Raw genomic sequence first — 17,794 nt, forward strand, 5'->3', positions numbered from 1 at the left:
ACCCCGTTATCTCCTCGTTATCGGGGCCGTTATGCTTCGGCGACCCCGACTGGAGAGGCGGACCGCGCGAATGCCGGACCACCCCCGCGTGACCACCCTGATCCACCTCCCGCCCATCGGGTCGCTGCTGCAGCAGGCCGGGCGTCCGCTCCTGGAGTCGACGCTCGTCCCGCTGGCCCTGTTCTGGGTGCTGTTCACCCACGCGGGGTTCGACGCCGGGCTGCTCGCGGCCCTGTCGTGGTCGGCGGTGGCGATCGGGCGCAGGCTGGTCATGCGCCGGAGGATTCCGGCGATCCTGATCGTCAGCACGGTGCTGCTGGTGGCCCGCACGGCCGTGGGGCTGTGGACGGGCAGCGCGTTCCTGTACTTCCTGCAGCCGACGGTGCAGAACTTCGTCTTCGCCCTGCTGCTGCTGGTGACGCTCGGCTTCGACCGGCCGTTGCTGGCCAAGCTGGCCGACGACTTCTGCGCCTTCCCCGACAGCCTCACCGGGCACCCGCACATGAAGCGCTTCTTCAAGCGGGTGTCGCTGCTGTGGGCGATCGTCTTCCTGGTCAACGGGGCGACCACGCTCGCGGTGCTGGCCACCCAGACCGTCGGCAACTACCTGATGGTGTCGACGGCGGGCTCGTACTCGCTGGTCGGCCTGGGCATCGTGACGTCGCTGCTGTGGTTCCACCGCTCGATGCGCGGGCAGGGCATCCGGCTGCGCGTCGGCCTGCCCACGGCGGCGCGGATGCGCGTGGGCTGACGCCCGGGTCAGCCGACCCGCACCCGCGCGGCCAGCTCCCGCAAGGCGGCGTCGAGGTCGCGGACGCCGAACTCCGCGGCCCGGGCCGCGAGCGGCGCGGCGACGGCCGGGTCGGTGGCGAGCCGCGTGACGGTGGCGGTGACGTCGGCGGGGCGCGGACACACGAGCGCGAGCCCGGCGTCCTCGGCCAGCCGGGCCCCCGCCCGGCCGTGCCCGGCGACGGGCGCGGCGAACACGACGGGCCGCCCGACGGCCAGCGCCTCCGTCGCGATGACCCCACCCGCGGTGGTGAGCACGACGTCGCTCGCCGCGATCAGGTCGGGCACCCGGTCGGTCCACCCCAGCGCGCGCAGCGTGCCGGGCGGCAGGCCACGGGCCTGCAGCGCGCCCCGCAGCCGCTCGTTGCGCCCGCACAGCACGACGACCCGCACGGGCGTCACGGGCCCGCCGGCGGCCAGCACGGCGTCGACGACGTGGTCGACCTCGCCGAACCCCAGCGACCCACCCGACACGAGGACGGTGAACCCGTCGCGGGGCAGGCCGAGGTCGGCGCGGGCACCGTCGCGGTCGCGGGGGGTGAACCGGACGTCGACGGCCGCGGGCGCGACCCGCACGTCGGCGCCGGGGGCGACGGCCAGCGCCTGGTCGCGGGAGGACTCCAGCAACGTCCACGTCTCGTCGACGTCGCGCCACGCCCAGTACGGGTGCACGGCCATGTCGGTGACGACGGCGACACTGCGCCCCGGCAGCCGGCCGTGGCGGCGCAGCCACGCCAGCCCGCCCGTCGTCATCGGGTAGGTGGACACGACGAGGTCCGGATGCTCCTCGTCGACGAGCGGGGCCAGGTCGTGGCCGACCCGCGACGCGCTGACGGCCTTGAAGGGGGCCGCGGCGCGGGGGGCGTGCAGCAGCACGTCGTAGGCGGCGCCGTAGAGGCCGGGCGCCCAGCGCATGGTCACCGCGTAGCTGCGGGCGAGCGAGGCGTCGCGGGCGGTGCTGCCGGTGCTCTCCACCTCACGGACCACGGCGCGCGGCCACAGCGCCCGCATCCGGGCAGCCAGGGCCCGGGCCGCGGCGACGTGGCCCTCCCCCACCGGTGCCGACAGCACCAGCACTCGACCCGGCCCGTCGTCCGGGCCGATCAGCTCCACGACATGCACGCTAGCGCGATCACGGAACGGGTGACGACATGAGCACCGACACCGGCCTCCACGCCGGGACGGACACCGGACCGCACCCGGCCGCCCCCCACCCCGCCGCCGCGCCCCCCGCCGCCGCTGCCGGCGCGCCGCGGCGGGTCCTGCTCGTCACCGGGAGCCTCGGCGAGGGCCACCACGCCGCCGCGCGCGCCGTCGAGGAACGGGCCCGCGCGCTGTGGCCGGGCGTCGAGGTGGTCTGGACCGAGACCCTCGACGCCATCGGTCCCGCCGGGTCGCTGTTCCCCGCGATCTACGCCGGCTGTGTGCGCCGGTTGCCGTGGCTCTACGACCTGTACTTCCGGCTGCTCTGGCACGTGCCGCCGTTCCGGGCCGGGACCCGCGCCGTCGTGTCGCGCATGAGCGCCCCCGGCATCGCGGCGGCCGTCGCCGCCCACAAGCCCGACCTGGTCGTCGCCACGTTCCCGGAGGCGGTCCTGGGCCTGGGCCGGCTGCGCCGCACCGGGCACCTGCCCGTGCCCGCGGCCGCGCTCGTCGCCGACCCGGCCCCGCATCCGCTGTGGGGCGACACGGCGCTGGACCTGCACCTGGTCAGCACCCCCGAGGGTGCGCGGATGCTGCGGCGCGCCGTCCCCGGCGCCGCCGTCCGCGTCGGCGCGCTGCCCGTGACCGGCGCGTTCACCCCGCCCGCCGACGACGCGCCCGTCCGCACCCGGCCACTGGTCTACGTCTCGTGCGGGTCGCTGGCGTTCGGCGACGTCGCCGGGGCGTGCGCGGCGGTGCTCGACGGCGGCGGCGACGTCCTCGTCAGCGCCGGGCGGGTGCCGTCGGTGCGGACCCGGCTGGAACGGCTCGCCGGGCACCACCCGCGCGGGGTGCGGATGCGCGTCGTCGACTGGGTGTCCGACCCGGCCGCGACGACGCGGGACTGCGACGCCGTCGTCACCAACGCAGGAGGGGCGACCGCGCTGGAGGCGCTGGCCTGCGCGCGGCCGCTGCTGCTGTTCGCGCCCATCCCCGGCCACGGCCGCGCCAACGCCGAGCTCCTCGCCCGCGAGGGCCTGGCCACCGTCTGCCCCGGCACCGACGACCTGCGCGACGCCGTCGCCGCCCTCGTCGACCCGGCGGCGCGGGCCGCGGTCACGTCGACGCTGCGGACCCGGCTCACCGGCCGCGACCTCACCACCGACGTCGCCGCGCTCGTCCCGGCGCGGGCCGGAACCGTCCCCGGTGAGCGGGTCCGCTCCCAGGACGCGCTGTTCCTGCACGCCGCGACGGCCGACGTCCCGCAGCAGGTCGGCACCCGGCTGCTGGTGGAGGACGTCACCGGCCCCGACGCGGGCCCCGAGGTCGCCGCGGCCTGGCGCGCCCACGTCGCCCAGCTGGTCACCGACCGGGCCGGCGGGATCGAGCTGCTCACCCGCCGCCTCGCGCCCGCGCAGCCCGGGAGGCCGCGTCGCTGGGTCGTCGACCCCGCGCCCGACCCCGACCGGCACGTGCGCGCCGACACCGTCTCCGTCGGCCCGGGCGGCGACCACCCGACCTGGGACGACGCGCTCACCGCGTTCTTCGCCGACCCCGTCGACCCCGTGCGGACGGGCTGGCAGATCCTCATCGCCCGGCACACCGGTGGAGAGGGCATCGGGGTGCTGGCCAAGGTGCACCACTCCCTCGGCGACGGGCTGGCCGTCACCGACGCCCTGATCAGGCTGTTCTCCGACGAGGAGGCCGCGCTGCCCGCCCGCGGGCCCGGCGACGCCGGTGGCCCGCCCACCACGCGCGACCGGGTGCGGGCCGCGGCGCGGATCGTCCGTGGCGTCGCCGGCCTCGCGACCGCGGGCACGGCGGGCCGCTCGCCGCTGACCGGGACGGTCGGCGGGCCCGGCCACCACCGGATCGGGGTGCGGGTCGACGGCAAGCACGTCCGCGACGCCGCCCGCAGCCACGGCGTCGGCACCACCGCGTTCGTACTGGCCGTCGTCGCCGAGTTCCTGCACCGTCACCTGGAGGCGCACGCCCCCGGCGGTGCCCCCGACCGGGTCCGCACGATGGTGCCGCTCACCACCCGGACCGCGCGCGGCGTCGGCAGCCGCTCGGCGGGCAACCGCACCGCCGCCGTCTCGCTCGACCTGCCGACGGGGCCGATGACGCCCACGGCGCGCGTCGCCCGGGTCGCCGAGCTGCTCGACCGCGGCACCACCGGTGGCCAGCCCGAAGGGGCCGCCGCGGTGCTGCGGCTGCTCGGCCTGCTGCCCGGCCGGGCCCAGGAGCTGCTGGTCGGCGGCGTGTACGGGAGGCGGTTCTTCCACCTGCTCGCCTCCGTCATGCCGGGGGCGCGGCGGCCGCTGCACATGCAGGGGGCCTTGATCGCCGAGGTGTACCCGGTGCTGCCCCTGGCAGCGGGGATCGGGATGGCGGTCGGCGCCCTCAACTGGGGCCGCTGGACGACGCTGGGAGTGTCGGTCGACGCCGGTATCGTCCGCGAGATCGGGGGAATACCTGATTGTCTGCGCGCGTCGTTGCGCGATATGAGTGACGTGCGCGGCGGGGGGTGACCGTGCACCGGAAGGCGGTTGGGGGTGGCGATGGACTCCTCGATGGGCATGGTCATCGCGGTGCCCGCTGCCGTCCTGGGGGCCGCCGGCTTCGGCCTGGCCACCGCCGCCCAGCAGCGGGCCACCAAGGAGGTGGAGGTCACCCCGACGCTGAGCCCGCGGCTGCTGGTCGAGCTGTTCGGCCGGCCGATGTGGATGCTGGGCCTGGTCGCCACGATCGTCGCGCTGGTGCTGCAGCTGGTCGCGCTCGCGTTCGGGCCGATCGCCGTCGTGCAGCCGCTGCTGGTCACCGGGGTCGCGTTCGCCGCCGGGTTCTCCGCGCTCATGGCGCGCCGCCGCCCCGACGTCGTCATCCTGCTCGGCGCGCTGTGCTGCGCGGCCGGCCTGTCGGCGTTCCTGCTGCTGGCCCGCCCCATCCCGGGTGCGGCGCACGAGAGCCTCGACCTGTCCGACGGGCTGCCGCTGGGCATCGCACTCGCCGCGCTGGTCGTCGGCTGCCTCGTTTACGCGGCGGTGGTGTCGCACTCGTCGCGGGTCCTGGCGCTCGCCCTGGCCACCGGTGTCCTCTACGGCGTCACGGCCGGGCTGATGAAGGTCGTCACCGGGCAGCTGCAGGTCGGCTGGACCGAGCCGTTCTCCCACATGGCGCTCTACGTGGTGTGCGTGATCGGGCCGCTCGGGTTCCTGCTCAGCCAGAACACGTTCCAGCAGGGCAAGCTCATCTCCCCCGCGGTCGCGGTGATCACCAGCGTCGACCCGGTGGTCGCCGTCCTCATCGGCGTCGGCTGGCTCGGCGAGCAGCTCGACACCTCCCCCGCCAAGCTCGCCGGCGAGTGCATCGCCGCGCTGGTGGTCATCGCCGGGATCGTGCTCATCACCGCACGCGGCACGCACCTGCTGCACCGCTTCGAGGCGATGGAGGCCGTGGGCGCCCGTCCCGCGGGTCCCGCGCCGGGATGACGACCCGATGACGGGCACGGCGCTGGTCACGGGCGGCTCGTCGGGCATCGGCGCCGCGGTCGCGCTCCGGCTCGCCGACGCCGGGTACGACGTCGTGGTCACCGGGCGCGACCCGGGCCGGCTCGACACGGTCGCCGCGGCCTGCGGGGGCCGCGCCGTCGTCGCCGACCTCGCGACACCCGAGGGCGTCGAGACCGTCCGCGCCGCCGCCGACGGCCGGGTGCGGCTGCTCGTGCACGGCGCCGGGCTCGGCTGGGCGGGCCCGGTCCACGACACCCCACCCGCGACCGCCGACCAGATGCTCGCGGTCAACCTCGCCGCCCCGATCCGGCTGACCAGCGCCCTGCTGCCCACGCTGCGGACCCTCGACGGGCACGTCGTGTTCGTGGCGTCGGTGGCGGCGATCGGTGTCGGCGGGGAGGCCGTCTACTCGGCGACGAAGGCCGGGCTGCGCGGCTTCGCCGACGCTGTCCGCCTCGAGTCCGGTGTCCGGGTCACGACGATCCTGCCCGGCGCGGTCGACACCCCCTACTTCGCGCGCCGCGGCACCCCCTACCACCGCGCGTTCCCGCGTCCCGTCAGCGCCGACCGGGTCGCGGCGGCCGTCGTGGATGCGGTGGCGCACAACCGGTCCGAGGTGTTCGTCCCCCGCTGGCTGACGCTGGGCTCCCGCGCACACGGCGCGATCCCCGCGACCTTCGCCCGCCTCTCCCGCCGCTTCGACCCGAAGTAGCCCTGTGAGTGGCAATAGTCGCCAGGGCGACCATTGCCACTCACGACCCCTGACCAGGCGCGCCGCGGTCCGGCCATACCCACTACGCCGAGTTCGACAAGGGACTGGCGCGGACCATGATCGAACCAGTCTCAGGTCGAACTCGGCGGAGATGGTCGTGGCGTCAGCGGGTCGCGAGGCCCCGGATCGCGAGGGCGTAGCCCGCCACGCCGAAGCCGACGACGATCCCCGCGGCCACGGGCGAGAGGTACGAGTGGTGCCGGAAGGGCTCGCGCCTGTGCACGTTCGAGATGTGCACCTCGACGACCGGCACGTCGATCGCCTCGATCGCGTCGTGCAGCGCGACCGAGGTGTGGGTGTAGGCGCCCGCGTTCAGCACCACCCCCGGGCAGCCGTCGGTGCGGCCCGCCTCGTGCAGCCAGTCGACGAGCTCGCCCTCGTGGTTGGACTGCCGCAGGTCGACCGCCCAGCCGTGTTCGGCGGCTGCCGAGCGGCAGAGCGCGGCGACGTCGTCGAGCGTCGTCGAGCCGTAGACCTCCGGCTTGCGGGTGCCGAGCAGGTTGAGGTTGGGGCCGTTGAGCACGAGCACCGTCGGCTGCGAGGACGTGGTCACCCGGTGATCCTGCCGCACGCGACCCACACCCCGGGCGCAACCTCACGGTTGTTCCGAGGCCTCCGAACAACCGTGAGGTTGCGCCCGACAAGACGGACAGTCAGCCCAGCGCCTCCCGCAGCCGCCGCGCCCGGTCACGCTGCTCGGCCCGCGCGGCGAGGGCGCCGTCGAGGTCGACCTCCACGAACCGCGTCCGGGTCCGCGGCGCCGACTGGGCGACGACGTCGAGATCACAGGACACGACCGTCGCCACCATCATGTAGCCGCCACCGGACACCGCGTCGCGGTGCAGCACGATCGGCTCGACACCGCCCGGGACCTGGATCGACCCGATCGGATAGGGCGCGTCGACGATGTTGGACGGATCCTGCCCGGCCCCGAACGGCGGCTCCCGGTCGACGGTTTCCAGCTCGGCGCCGGTGTAGCGGAACCCGATCCGGTCGGCGACCGGGGTGAGCTGCCACGTCGTGTCGAGGAACGTGGCGCGGCCCTTGTCGGTGAGCCGGTGGTCGTAGAGGCCCATCACGACGCGGACCTCGACGTCCTTGGACATGCTGCGCCGTAGGTCGTCGGGGACGACGAGCCCGGCGCGGCCGGTGCCGCCGCCGAGCGGGAGGACGTCGCCCTCGGCCAGGGGCCGCCCGGAGAACCCGCCGAGCCCGCCCAGGCCGTAGGTGGAGCGGCTGCCGAGCACCTCGGGCACGTCGACTCCGCCGCCGACCGCGAGGTAGGCGCGGGCGCCGGCGGTGAGGTAGCCGAAGTCGAGGACGTCACCCTCGGCGACGTCGAAGGACTCCCACAGCGGCCGGTCCTCGCCGTTCACCCGGGGCTGCATCGTCGCGCCCGCGACGGCGACCGTCGCCGGGGCGGTGAACAGCAGCTCCGGGCCCAGGTACACGATCTCCAGCGCCGCCGCACCGGGGTCGTTGCCGACGAGCAGGTTCGCGGCGGCGAGCGAGTACTGGTCGAGCCCGCCCGACGGCGGGATGCCCAGGTGGTAGTAGCCGGGGCGGCCGCCGTCCTGCACGGTCGTCGACAGTCCGGGCTTGCGCACCTCGATCGTCCCGGTCATCCCAGCACCTCCAGCAGGCGTGCGTTGTAGCCGTCGGGGTCGGCCAGGAACGGTTCGAGCGCGAAGTCGACGTCGTGTGCGGTGACGTGGAACGTGCCCGCCTCGACGTCGGCCACGGCCTGGTCGTACTGGTCGCGGTCGATCGGGGTGAACTTCACGATGTCACCCGGCCGGAACAGGACGAGGAAGTCGGTGAAGTCGGGCAGCGACTGCGTCGGGTCGTAGATGGGTGCGGGTGTGATGCCGAACATCTGGTAGCCGCCCGCGCCGCGGACGGAGTAGATGCAGGAGAAGCAGCCGCCGTAGCCGACGGTCTGCTTCGGGGTGTCGGTGCGGGGCCGCAGGTACTTGGGGACGACGATCTGGCGGTCCCGGGGCACCATCTGGTACTTGAACGGCAGCCCGGCGACGAACCCGACCATCGAGGTGAACCACGGCGAGCCGGAGTGGGCGGCGATGAAGTCGTCGACGTCGGTGTAGCCGTTGATGCGGGCCGCGTACTCGATGTCGGTGGAGTCGGGGTCCTGGTGGCGGTCGCGGAACTTCATCAGGGTCTCGGTCGTCCACGGGTCGCGGTAGAGCACCGGGATGTCGAGGACACGGCTGGGCAGGCTGACGTCGAGCGCGTCGCCGACGGCTCGTTCGAGGTCGCGCAGGTGGTCGAGCAGGGCCCGGGGTTCGAGCACGTCCGGGTCGTAGTGCACCTGGTAGGAGGCGTTGGCCGGGCAGATGTCGACGATGCCGTCGGGGCGTTCGTCGCGCAGCCGCGACGTGATGGCCATGGCGCGGAAATTGGCCTGCAGGCTCATCTCCTCGGCCAGCTCGACGAACACGAACTCGTCGCCGCCCCAGCTGTAGCGGGCGTCCTGGACAGCCGTACTCACGTGCTCTCCCCTCGGTCGGCGAGCCACCGCTCCAGCGTTGCGGTGTGGAAGTCCGCGGCCCGGAACCACTCCTCGTCGAGCAGCTCGGTGAACAGCCCGGCCGTCGTCGGGACCCCGGCGACGGAGAACTCGGCGAGCGCCCGGCGCGACCGGCGCAGCGCCTCCTCGCGGTCGGCGCCCCACACGATCACCTTGGCGAGCAACGAGTCGTAGAACGGCGGGACCTTCCCGTCGGGTTCGGCCCACGTGTCGCAGCGGACCCACGGCCCGGCCGGCAGCGTGACCCGGCCGAGGTCGCCCGGGGCCGGCATGAAGTTGTTCGCGGGGTCCTCGGCGCACACCCGGAACTCGATCGCGTGCCCGCGGCCGACGACGTCGTCCTGGGCGAACCGCAGCGGCTCCCCCGCGGCGATGCGCAGCTGCTCGGCGACGAGGTCGATGCCGGTGACGAGCTCGGTCGTCGGGTGCTCGACCTGGATGCGGGTGTTCATCTCGATGAAGAAGAACTCGCCGGTGTCGTCGTCGACGAGATACTCGACGGTCCCGGCGCTGCGGTAGCCGACCTCCCGGCACAACGCGACCGACGCGTCGGTCATGCGCGTGCGCAGGTCGCCGGACACGCCCGGCGCGACGGCCTCCTCGACCATCTTCTGCCGGCGCCGCTGCAGCGAGCACTCCCGGTCGAGCAGGTGCATGGCGTCGCTGCCGTCGCCGAGGACCTGCACCTCGACGTGACGGGCGTGGGTGACGAACCGTTCCAGGTACATGGTGCCGTCGCCGAACGCCTTCGCCGCCTCCTGCGACGCCTGCCCGAACGCGGTGCGCAGGGCGTCGGCGTCGTCGACGACCCGGATGCCCCGGCCGCCACCCCCGGCGGCGGCCTTGAGCATCACCGGGTAGCCGACGTCCTCGGCGGCGGCGAGCGCCTCGTCGACGCCCGCGACCCCGCCGGGGGTGCCGGGCACCGTCGGGACGCCGGCCGCGCGGGCGATCTCCCGGGCGGCGACCTTGTCGCCCATCTTCTCGATCACCGACGCGTCGGGCCCGACGAACGTCAGCCCGGCGCCGGCCACCGCGGCGGCGAACCCGGCGCGCTCGGACAGGAACCCGTAGCCGGGGTGCACGGCGTCGGCACCGGAGTCCTTCGCCGCCGCCAGGATCGCGTCGACGACGAGGTAGCTCTTCGACGCCGGCGACGGCCCGATCTCGACGGCGGCGTCGGCGAGCCGGGTGTGCAGCGCGTCGGCGTCCGCCTTGCTGTGCACGGCGACGGTCGCGATGCCGAGGTCGCGCGCCGCCCGGATGATGCGGACCGCGATCTCGCCGCGGTTCGCGACGAGCAGGCGCTTCACCCCGTCTCCACCACCGCGACCGGCTGTCCGGCGTCGACCTCGTCCTCGTCGCCGACGAGGAACTCGACGAGTGTGCCCTCGGCGCCGGCGGCGACCTGGTGGAACGACTTCATGACCTCGACGAGCCCGACGGCCTGGTCGGCGGCGACGGCCCCGCCGTCCTCGACGAACGGTGGGCTGTCGGGGTCGGGCCGCCGGTAGAACACACCGGGGATCGGGGAGACGACCTCGTGTCGCGGCAAGAGAACTCCTCGGTTCGGGGAAGAGGGGTCAGGCGGTCAGGTACGGCTGCAGCGCCTCGTTCACGGCGCGGGCCAGCTCCACGGCGTTCGGGGTGTCGGAGTGGACGCACACGCAGTCGGCGCGCACGGCGAGGTCGTTCCCGTTGACCGACGACGCCTTGCCCTCGGTCACCGCGCGCACCGCGCCCCGCGCCGACGTCGCCGGGTCGAACGCCTGGTGCTCGCGGGTGATGATGAGCGAGCCGTCGTCGCGGTAGTCGAGGTCGGCGTAGTACTCGGAGATGAACCCGGGTTCCCGCTCGCCCCACACCTGTTCGTGGACGGTGCCCGACATGCCCATGAGGGGCACGCCGAAGACGTCGGCGGCGTCGGCGACCGCACCGGCGACCTCGGGGTCGCGCGCGGCCATCCCGTAGAGCGAGCCGTGGGGTTTGACGTGGTTGAGCTCCATTCCCTCGGCGCGCAGGAACCCTTCGAGCGCCCCGATCTGGTAGATCACCGACGCGGTCAGCTCGTCGCGGTCCATCTTCATCTCGCGGCGCCCGAAGCCCTCGCGGTCGGGCAGCGACGGGTGCGCCCCCACCTTCACGCCGTGCTCCTTGGCCAGCTTGACGGTCTTCGCCATGACCCGCGGGTCGGAGGCGTGGAACCCGCAGGCCACGTTCGCGATCGTGATGAAGGGCATCAGCCCCTCGTCGTCGCCGCAGTGGTAGATGCTGAACGACTCGCCCATGTCGCAGTTGATGGCCACCATCGCGTCAGAACTCCCTCCCAAGAGTGTCGCGCGTCACCGATTCTGGCCCTTGGCGGCCCTGATCGCCCGCCACACCGCCTGCGGGGTCGCCGGCATGTCGACGTGCGTGACGCCGAGGTGGGCGACGGCGTCGATCACCGAGTTGACGACGGCGGGCGAGGACCCGATGGCCCCGGACTCGCCGATCCCCTTGACGCCCATGGGGTTCGTCGGGGACGGGGTGATGGTCTGGTCGAGCTCGAACATCGGCAGGTCGGTCGCCGACGGGATCGTGTAGTCGGCGAGTGTGCCCGTCGTCGGGTTGCCGTCGGCGTCGAAGGTGGCGTGCTCGAACAGGGCCTGCCCGATGCCCTGGGCGATGCCGCCGTGCAGCTGGCCCTCGACGATCTGCGGGTTCACGAGGTGCCCGCAGTCGTCGACGGCGACGTAGCGGTCGATGCGCACGAACCCGGTGTCGGTGTCGACGTGGGTGACGCAGATGTGGGTGCCGAACGGCCAGGTGAAGTTGGGCGGGTCGAAGTGGTGGTCGGCGGTGAGGTTGGGCTCCATGCCGTCGGGCAGGTTCGCCGCGAGCGACGCCGCGCCCGCCACCTCCTGGATGGTGACGCCCGGCCCGCTCGTCCCGGCGACGGCGAACCGGCCGGCCTCGAACTCCAGGTCGGACTCGTCGGCCTCGAGCAGGTGCGCGGCGATCAGCATCGCCTTGTCGCGCACCTTGCCCGCCGCGAGGTGCACGGCGGTCCCGCCGACGGCGAGGCTGCGCGAGCCGTAGGTGTCGCGGCCGAACGGGGCGATCATGGTGTCGCCGTGCAGGACCTCGACGTCGGCCGGGTCGACGCCGAGGCGGTCGGCGACGATCTGCGCCCACGCCGTCTCGTGCCCCTGCCCGTGCGGCGAGGTGCCGGTGACGACCTCGACCTTGCCGCTGGTCGTCATCCGCACCGTGGCGGCCTCCCAGCCGCCCGACTGCAGCCGCACCCCCGCCGCGACCTTCGACGGTGACAGCCCGCCGCTCTCGGTGAAGTTGCCGATCCCGATGCCGATCTGCACGGGGTCGCCGGACTCGCGGCGCCGCGCCTGCTCGGCGCGCAGCTCGTCGTAGCCGACGAGGTCGAGCGCCCGGCGCATGCACCGCTCGTAGTCTCCGGAGTCGTAGAGGACGCCGGACGGGACGGCGCGCGGCTCGTCGAAGGGCGGGTGCAGGTTGCGCAGCCGCACCTCGGCGGGGTCCATGCCCAGCTCACGGGCGAGGTCGTCCATGATCCGCTCGTGGGCGTAGGCGGCCTCGGACCGCCCGGCGCCGCGGTAGGCGTCGGTCGGGGTGAGGTTGGTGAACACGCCCTTGCACTCGAAGGAGTAGGCGCCGAAGTCGTAGAGCCCGCAGTAGGTGAACGCGCCGAACACGGCGATGCCGGGGGTGAGCAGCTGCAGGTAGGCGCCCATGTCGGCGAGCAGGTTCACCTTCATGCCGAGGATGCGCCCGTCACGGGTGGCGGCGACGGCCATGTGCTGGGCCTGGCCACGGCCGTGCGTCGTCGCCAGGTGGTGCTCCGACCGGCTCTCCGTCCACTTCACCGGGCGGCCGGTGCGCCGCGCGAGGACGAGCGCGAGGGCCTCCTCGGCGTAGACGTTGAGCTTGGCGCCGAACCCGCCACCGACGTCGGGGGCGACGACGCGCAGCTTCGTGTCGGGCACCGAGCAGATCGCGGCGAGGATGTCGCGCACGAAGTGCGGCACCTGGGTCGCGGTGTACATCGTGAAGCCGCCGCCCACCGGGTCCGGGGTGACGACGACCGCGCGCGGCTCCATCGGCGAGGCGATGACGCGCTGCTGCAGGTAGCGGCCCTCGACGACGACGTCAGCGTGGGCGAACGCGGCGTCGACGTCGCCGGTGGCCAGCGGCCACGTGTAGCAGTGGTTGGTGCCCAGCTCCTCGTGCACCAGCGGGGCGCCGGGTTCGAGCGCCGCCTCGATGTCGACGACGGCGGGCAGCGGCTCGTACTCGACCTCGACGAGGTCGACGGCGTCGCGGGCCGCGGCCGCGCTGGCGGCGAGGACGACCGCGACGCCGTCCCCGACGTGGTTGACCTCCCCGACCGCGATCGCGTGGTGCTCGGGGATCCTGATGTCCTCGGTGACGGGCCAGCCGCAGGGGATACCGGCGACGAACTCCCCGGCCAGGTCCTCACCCGTGAGGACGTGCACGACGCCGGGCACGGCGCGGGCGGCGGTGGTGTCGATCCCGCCGATGCGGGCGTGCGGGACCGGGCTGCGCACGACGGTCATGTGCAGCGTCGCGGCGGGGGTGATGTCGTCGGTCCAGGTCCCGTTCCCGGTCAGCAGCGCCGCGTCCTCCTTGCGGGGCAGGCTCTGGCCGACGTACCGCGGGGCGGTCTGGGTCACCGGATCACGTCCTTCTGAGGCGCTTCGAGGTGGAGCGGTGGTGGGCGCACGCGTACCGCCAGAGTGATCCGGAACACGGTTCAGGGGTAGTGTCCAGTTCGTCCCGTTGCGGAGGCCGAACCCGACGACGTGTCCACCTCCGGTGACGGCTCCCGGAGGTGCGACCGTGCCCGCGACCCTCGACGACCTGATCTCCGACCGCAGCCTCGGGCTCCGCCCGGCGTGTCCTTCCGCAGATCTGGATCGCGAGGTCAGCTGGGCCCACAGCAGCGAGCTCGCCGACCCGACCCGCTATCTCGACGGCGGAGAGCTCCTGCTGACCACAGGACTGCCCATCCGGGCGACCGACCCCGCGGTGTACGCGGGCCGGCTCGCCGCCCACGGGCTCGCCGGCCTCGGGTTCGGGACCGGTCTGGGCTGGGCGACGGTCCCGGCCGAGCTGGCCGCGGCGTGCGAGCGGGTGCGGCTGCCGCTGCTGGAGGTCCCCGAACGCACCCCGTTCATCGCGATCACCAAGGCGGTCTCCGCGGCGCTCGCCTCCGACGCCTACACCCAGGTCGTGCGCTCCGACGAGGCCCAGCGGGCGCTGACCACGGCAGCGCTGCACGGCGCCGGGACCACCGGTGTCCTGCGCACGCTCGCCACGCTGCTCGACGCCTGGGCACTCGTCGTCGACGCCACCCACACCGTCCGACACGCCGCACCCCGCGGCGCCGGCCGTCGCGCGGCCGGCCTGCGCGCGGAGGTCCGCCGGGTCCTCGCGCGGCGGGGCGCGACGAGCGCCACGCTCTGCGCCGACGACGGGCACGTCGTCCTGCAGACGCTGCGGCTGCCCGGCCGCGGCGTCCTCGCCGTCGGCCGCGCGACCCCGTTCTCCCCGGTCGACAAGCAGGTGATCGGCTCGGCGGTGTCGGTGCTGACGCTGCTGCACGCCCGCGGCGGCGCCGTCGCCCGCGCCGAACGCGACCTGCGCGCCGCGCTGCTGGAACTGATGCTCGCCGCCCCCGGCGCCGGAGCCGCCGACATCGCCGAGCCGCTGTGGGGCCGCCCGCCCGGCGCGGGTGCGCACGCGGTCGCGCTGCGTCGCCGCGACGGCCGTACCGACGACCTCCTCGACGCCCTGGAGGGCCGCGACCGCAGGCCGCCGTTCGCCGCGGCCCGGGGCGACGCGGTCGTCGTCCTCGCCGAGCCCGCCGAGACCGAGGCGGTGCTGCGCGCGGCCGCGGCCTGGCCGGACGTGCACGCGGGGGTGTCCGACCCGGTCGTCGACGACCCGACACCCGCCGCGGCGCCGGGGCGGACCCCGGTCGGGCAGGCCGTCGACCAGGCCGTCCACGCCCTCGACGCCGCCCACCGTCGGCACCTGCCGCTCGTGCGGTTCGGCGAGCTCGCCGGTGCCGGGCTGCACGAGCTGGTCCCGGCGGGCGACGCGGCGGGGTTCGCGGAGTCGCTGCTGCGCCCGCTCGTCCGCCACGACGAGCACCGCCGTGGTGAGCTCGTCGAGTCGGTGCGGGCGTGGCTCACCCACCACGGGCAGTGGGACCCGGCCGCCACCGCGCTGGGCGTGCACCGGCACACGCTGCGCACCCGCATCGACAAGGCGGCGCGGCTGCTCGACCGCGACCTCGACTCCCCCGGCGTGCGCGCCGAGCTCTGGTTCGCGCTGCAGGTCTGAAGCCCACCCCCGCGCGCAACCCCACTGCTGCAATCCGCCCGCGCGACGACCGTCAGGTTGCACCCCACAGCACGCGCGCAACCCCACCGCTGCAATCCCGCACGACGACCGTCAGGTTGCACCCCACAACACGCGCGCAACCCCACCGCTGCAATCCGGCCGCGCGACGACCGTCAGGTTGCGCGCGGAAATCCGGCCGCAACCTCACTGTTCTGATGGCGCTCAGGGACGACCGTCAGGTTGCGCGCGACGAAGCGGACAGCTCGCCGGGGCGCGGGGCCGGCCGGTGGCATGATCGCCGGATGCCGCTGACCAGCAGGCTCGCGACCCCCGCCGACCTGGCCGCGCTCACCCCGCTCGTCGACGCCGCGATCGGCCGGCTGCTGTCCCCCTGGCTCGACCCCGCACAGGTGGAGGCCAGCCGGGCGATCATGGGCGTCGACACCCGGCTCGTCGACGACGGCACGTACTTCGTGGTCGAGGACGACGGGGCGCTCGCCGGCTGCGGTGGCTGGAGCCGGCGGGCAACACTCTACGGCGGCGACCACACCGAGGGCCGCGACGACGCCCTCCTGGACCCCGCCACGCAGCCCGCCCGCATCCGCGCGATGTACACCCATCCCGACCACACCCGCCGCGGCGTCGGGCGCCTCGTGCTGCGGCGGTGCGAGGCGGCCGCGGCGGCGGCGGGCTTCACCCGCGTCGAGCTGATGGCGACGGTCGCGGGCCGCCCGCTCTACGAGGCGGCGGGTTACGTCGTCGACGAGGAACTGAGCGATTCGTCGACCGGTGTCGTGATCCCGCTCGCACGCATGAGCAGGTCGCTCGCCCCGGATGCGGCCTCGCCGGGCCCGCCCTGATAGTCATGACGCACCAACCGCGGTCTACGAGGAGCCAGGCGTGCCCGACCCCGTGACGTTCGACCCGGAGTCCGTCGCGCGCCTGCGCCGGGCGATCGTGCGGCTCGCGCGCGTGCTCAACGCCGCGGCGATCAGCGAGGACCTGACGCCGAGCCAGGCGTCGGTGCTGGCGATCATCGGGTTCCGGGGTCCGATCGGGCCGACGGAGGTGGCCCGGTTCGAGGGCATCAACCCGACGATGCTGTCGCGGATCGTCACCAAGCTCGACGCGGCGGGCCTGATCCGGCGTACCCCGCACCCCACCGACCAGCGCGCCGCGCTGCTGGAGGCCACCGACGTCGGCCGGGCGACGACGGCGCGGATCCGGGAGAAGCGCTCGGCGACGGTGACGGCGATCCTGGCGGAGATGCCGGAGCAGATGACGACGGCGCTGCTGGCGGCGTTGCCGGCGATGGAGGACCTGGCCGACGGGTTCGACCGCGCGGCCGGGGCGGACTGAGGGATCAGGCCGCCGACTCCGGCGCGGCGGAGCACCCGCGGCCGGCGGCGGTGGTGACCGGTTCGCGGGGCCGCGGCGGGCGGACGACGAGGAACGCGACGAGTCCGGCGACGGTCGCGGCCGTGGCGGCCAGGAAGCCGACCGGGTAGCCGCCGGGGCCCTGGGCGAAGACGGAGACGAGCAGCGGCCCGCCGACCATCCCCAGCGACACGAACCCCATCGACCAGCCGGTGATGGTGCCGAAGGCGCGGGTGCCGAAGTAGTCGGCGCGCAGGGCGTTCATGGCCGGGCCGCGCAGGCCCCAGCCCAGCCCGTGCAGCATCGCGGCGGCGAACACGACGACCAGGTTCGACGAGAACGCGAGCACGACGAGGACGGCGGTCTGCAGCGCCATGCAGCCGGCGGCGAGGCGGCGTTTGTCGAAGCGGTCGCCGACGACGCCGGTGACGAGCTGTCCGATCAGCTGGGTGACCGACATGCCGGCGACGGCGAGGCCCGCGATCGCGAGGTCGAAGCCGCGGCCGTGGGTCATGAGGGGGACGAGGTGCAGGTTCATGGCGCCGACGGCGACGAGCGCGCATCCGTGCCCGGCGATGAGCAGCCAGAACGCGGAGGTGCGCACAGCGGCGCGCAGGTCCAGGTCGGGTCCGGCGCCGGGTTCGGGCGCGGCGACAGCGGACACGGCGGCGCCGGGGGCGGCGACCGCGACCCGTCGCCGGCGTGCCACGGCCGGCCCCGGCAGCCACACGCACGCCACCAGCCCGACGACGGTCGTCACGGCCGCGACGGCGAGGAACGCGGTGCGCCAGCCGGCGGTGTCGAGCAGCCACACGACGGCGGGGACGAGCAGCCCGCCGAGGGCGATGCCGCTGGGCAGCAGGCCGAGGGCGAGGGTGCGCCGGTGGGTGAGCGACTGGACGACGGCGACGGTCAGCGGCGTGATCCCGGCGGCGGAGCAGCCGAGGGAGACCACGACGACGGCGCCGATGAACCCGCCGGAGCTGCCGGCGTGGGCGACCATGACGCAGCCGGCGGCGGTGAGCAGCGTCCCGAGGGCGGCGACGGCACGGGTGCCGAACCGGTCGCAGGCCCAGCCGGTGACGGGCGAGATGGTGCCGTTGCCGAGCTGGATGATCGCGAACGCGACGGCGACGATGCCGGGGCTCCAGCCGGTGTCGGCGGTGATCGCGACGAGGTAGGCGCCGAACGCGCTGATCACGCACCCGGTCTGGACGAGCAACAGTACGGAACCGGCGACGACGACACCCCAGCCCGTCCCCCGTC

The 17,794-nt window shown here is 74.5% G+C and carries 16 protein-coding genes; 7 read left to right on the top strand and 9 right to left on the bottom strand.

Translation table 11 applies throughout. The annotated features are described in order from the left end of the window. Positions 1-88 precede the first annotated feature (88 nt). Positions 89-751 (top strand): VC0807 family protein, encoded by a 663-nt coding sequence (locus PSU4_RS04370; RefSeq protein ID WP_307724769.1) that lies wholly within the window; start codon positions 89-91, stop codon positions 749-751. Positions 752-759: 8 nt separating this feature from the next. Here the strand turns inward: PSU4_RS04370 and PSU4_RS04375 are convergent, their stop codons facing one another. Further along, entirely contained in the window at positions 760-1,902 is a 1,143-nt protein-coding gene (locus PSU4_RS04375; protein ID WP_246114931.1) for an MGDG synthase family glycosyltransferase, read from the bottom strand. Positions 1,903-1,940: 38 nt separating this feature from the next. On the opposite strand from PSU4_RS04375, the gene PSU4_RS04380 reads away from it, so the two are divergent. Genes PSU4_RS04380 through PSU4_RS04390 form a run of 3 tightly spaced genes read left to right on the top strand, consistent with a single transcriptional unit; the run spans position 1,941 to position 6,156 of the window. Next, positions 1,941-4,463, top strand: coding sequence for a WS/DGAT domain-containing protein (locus PSU4_RS04380; RefSeq protein ID WP_147102648.1), 2,523 nt, complete (start codon positions 1,941-1,943; stop codon positions 4,461-4,463). A 30-nt stretch (positions 4,464-4,493) separates the two neighbouring features. Further along, positions 4,494-5,423: a DMT family transporter gene (locus PSU4_RS04385; protein ID WP_147102787.1), complete on the top strand. Its 930-nt coding sequence runs from the start codon at positions 4,494-4,496 to the stop codon at positions 5,421-5,423. Positions 5,424-5,430: 7 nt separating this feature from the next. After that, positions 5,431-6,156, top strand: coding sequence for an SDR family NAD(P)-dependent oxidoreductase (locus PSU4_RS04390; RefSeq protein ID WP_147102649.1), 726 nt, complete (start codon positions 5,431-5,433; stop codon positions 6,154-6,156). A 163-nt stretch (positions 6,157-6,319) separates the two neighbouring features. Here the strand turns inward: PSU4_RS04390 and aroQ are convergent, their stop codons facing one another. The 7 genes from aroQ to PSU4_RS04425 form a co-directional block, all read right to left on the bottom strand. Then, positions 6,320-6,769 carry a type II 3-dehydroquinate dehydratase gene (gene aroQ, locus PSU4_RS04395; protein WP_147102650.1) on the bottom strand — a complete coding sequence of 150 codons (450 nt, stop codon included), beginning with the start codon at positions 6,767-6,769 and terminating at the stop codon, positions 6,320-6,322. Positions 6,770-6,869: 100 nt separating this feature from the next. Further along, positions 6,870-7,841 (bottom strand): 5-oxoprolinase subunit C family protein, encoded by a 972-nt coding sequence (locus PSU4_RS04400; protein ID WP_147102651.1) that lies wholly within the window; start codon positions 7,839-7,841, stop codon positions 6,870-6,872. Beyond that, entirely contained in the window at positions 7,838-8,725 is an 888-nt protein-coding gene (locus PSU4_RS04405; RefSeq protein WP_147102652.1) for a 5-oxoprolinase subunit B family protein, read from the bottom strand. Before PSU4_RS04405 ends, PSU4_RS04400 begins: the two co-directional genes overlap by 4 nt. Continuing rightward, on the bottom strand, positions 8,722-10,077 hold the full coding sequence (locus tag PSU4_RS04410) for an acetyl-CoA carboxylase biotin carboxylase subunit (protein ID WP_147102653.1): 1,356 nt from the start codon (positions 10,075-10,077) through the stop codon (positions 8,722-8,724). Before PSU4_RS04410 ends, PSU4_RS04405 begins: the two co-directional genes overlap by 4 nt. Then, a complete protein-coding gene (locus PSU4_RS04415) occupies positions 10,074-10,319 on the bottom strand; it encodes an acetyl-CoA carboxylase (protein ID WP_147102654.1) in 246 nt (81 codons plus the stop codon). Before PSU4_RS04415 ends, PSU4_RS04410 begins: the two co-directional genes overlap by 4 nt. Positions 10,320-10,347: 28 nt before the next feature. Further along, positions 10,348-11,073, bottom strand: a complete 726-nt coding sequence (locus PSU4_RS04420; RefSeq protein WP_147102655.1) for a LamB/YcsF family protein — start codon at positions 11,071-11,073, stop codon at positions 10,348-10,350. Positions 11,074-11,106: 33 nt separating this feature from the next. After that, positions 11,107-13,476 carry a xanthine dehydrogenase family protein molybdopterin-binding subunit gene (locus tag PSU4_RS04425; protein WP_147102656.1) on the bottom strand — a complete coding sequence of 790 codons (2,370 nt, stop codon included), beginning with the start codon at positions 13,474-13,476 and terminating at the stop codon, positions 11,107-11,109. A gap of 166 nt (positions 13,477-13,642) precedes the next feature. Here PSU4_RS04425 and PSU4_RS04430 point away from each other — a divergent pair, with 166 nt between their 5' ends. The 3 genes from PSU4_RS04430 (at position 13,643) to PSU4_RS04440 (ending at position 16,510) form a co-directional block, all read left to right on the top strand. Then, the gene (locus PSU4_RS04430) at positions 13,643-15,151 is read left to right on the top strand and encodes a PucR family transcriptional regulator (RefSeq protein WP_186816731.1); all 1,509 of its coding nucleotides are present in this window, start codon (positions 13,643-13,645) and stop codon (positions 15,149-15,151) included. A 302-nt stretch (positions 15,152-15,453) separates the two neighbouring features. Next, entirely contained in the window at positions 15,454-16,011 is a 558-nt protein-coding gene (locus tag PSU4_RS04435) for a GNAT family N-acetyltransferase (protein ID WP_147102658.1), read from the top strand. 40 nt (positions 16,012-16,051) lie between these two features. Beyond that, positions 16,052-16,510, top strand: coding sequence for a MarR family winged helix-turn-helix transcriptional regulator (locus PSU4_RS04440; RefSeq protein WP_186816732.1), 459 nt, complete (start codon positions 16,052-16,054; stop codon positions 16,508-16,510). Between the two features lie 4 nt (positions 16,511-16,514). On the opposite strand, the gene PSU4_RS04445 is transcribed toward PSU4_RS04440, so the two are convergent. Next, positions 16,515-17,729, bottom strand: a complete 1,215-nt coding sequence (locus PSU4_RS04445) for an MFS transporter (RefSeq protein WP_186816733.1) — start codon at positions 17,727-17,729, stop codon at positions 16,515-16,517. Between the last annotated feature and the right edge of the window lie 65 nt (positions 17,730-17,794).

Origin of the sequence: Pseudonocardia sulfidoxydans NBRC 16205 (genome assembly GCF_007989085.1) — a bacterium.
In the GTDB taxonomy this organism is placed as follows: Bacteria; Actinomycetota; Actinomycetes; order Mycobacteriales; family Pseudonocardiaceae; genus Pseudonocardia; species Pseudonocardia sulfidoxydans.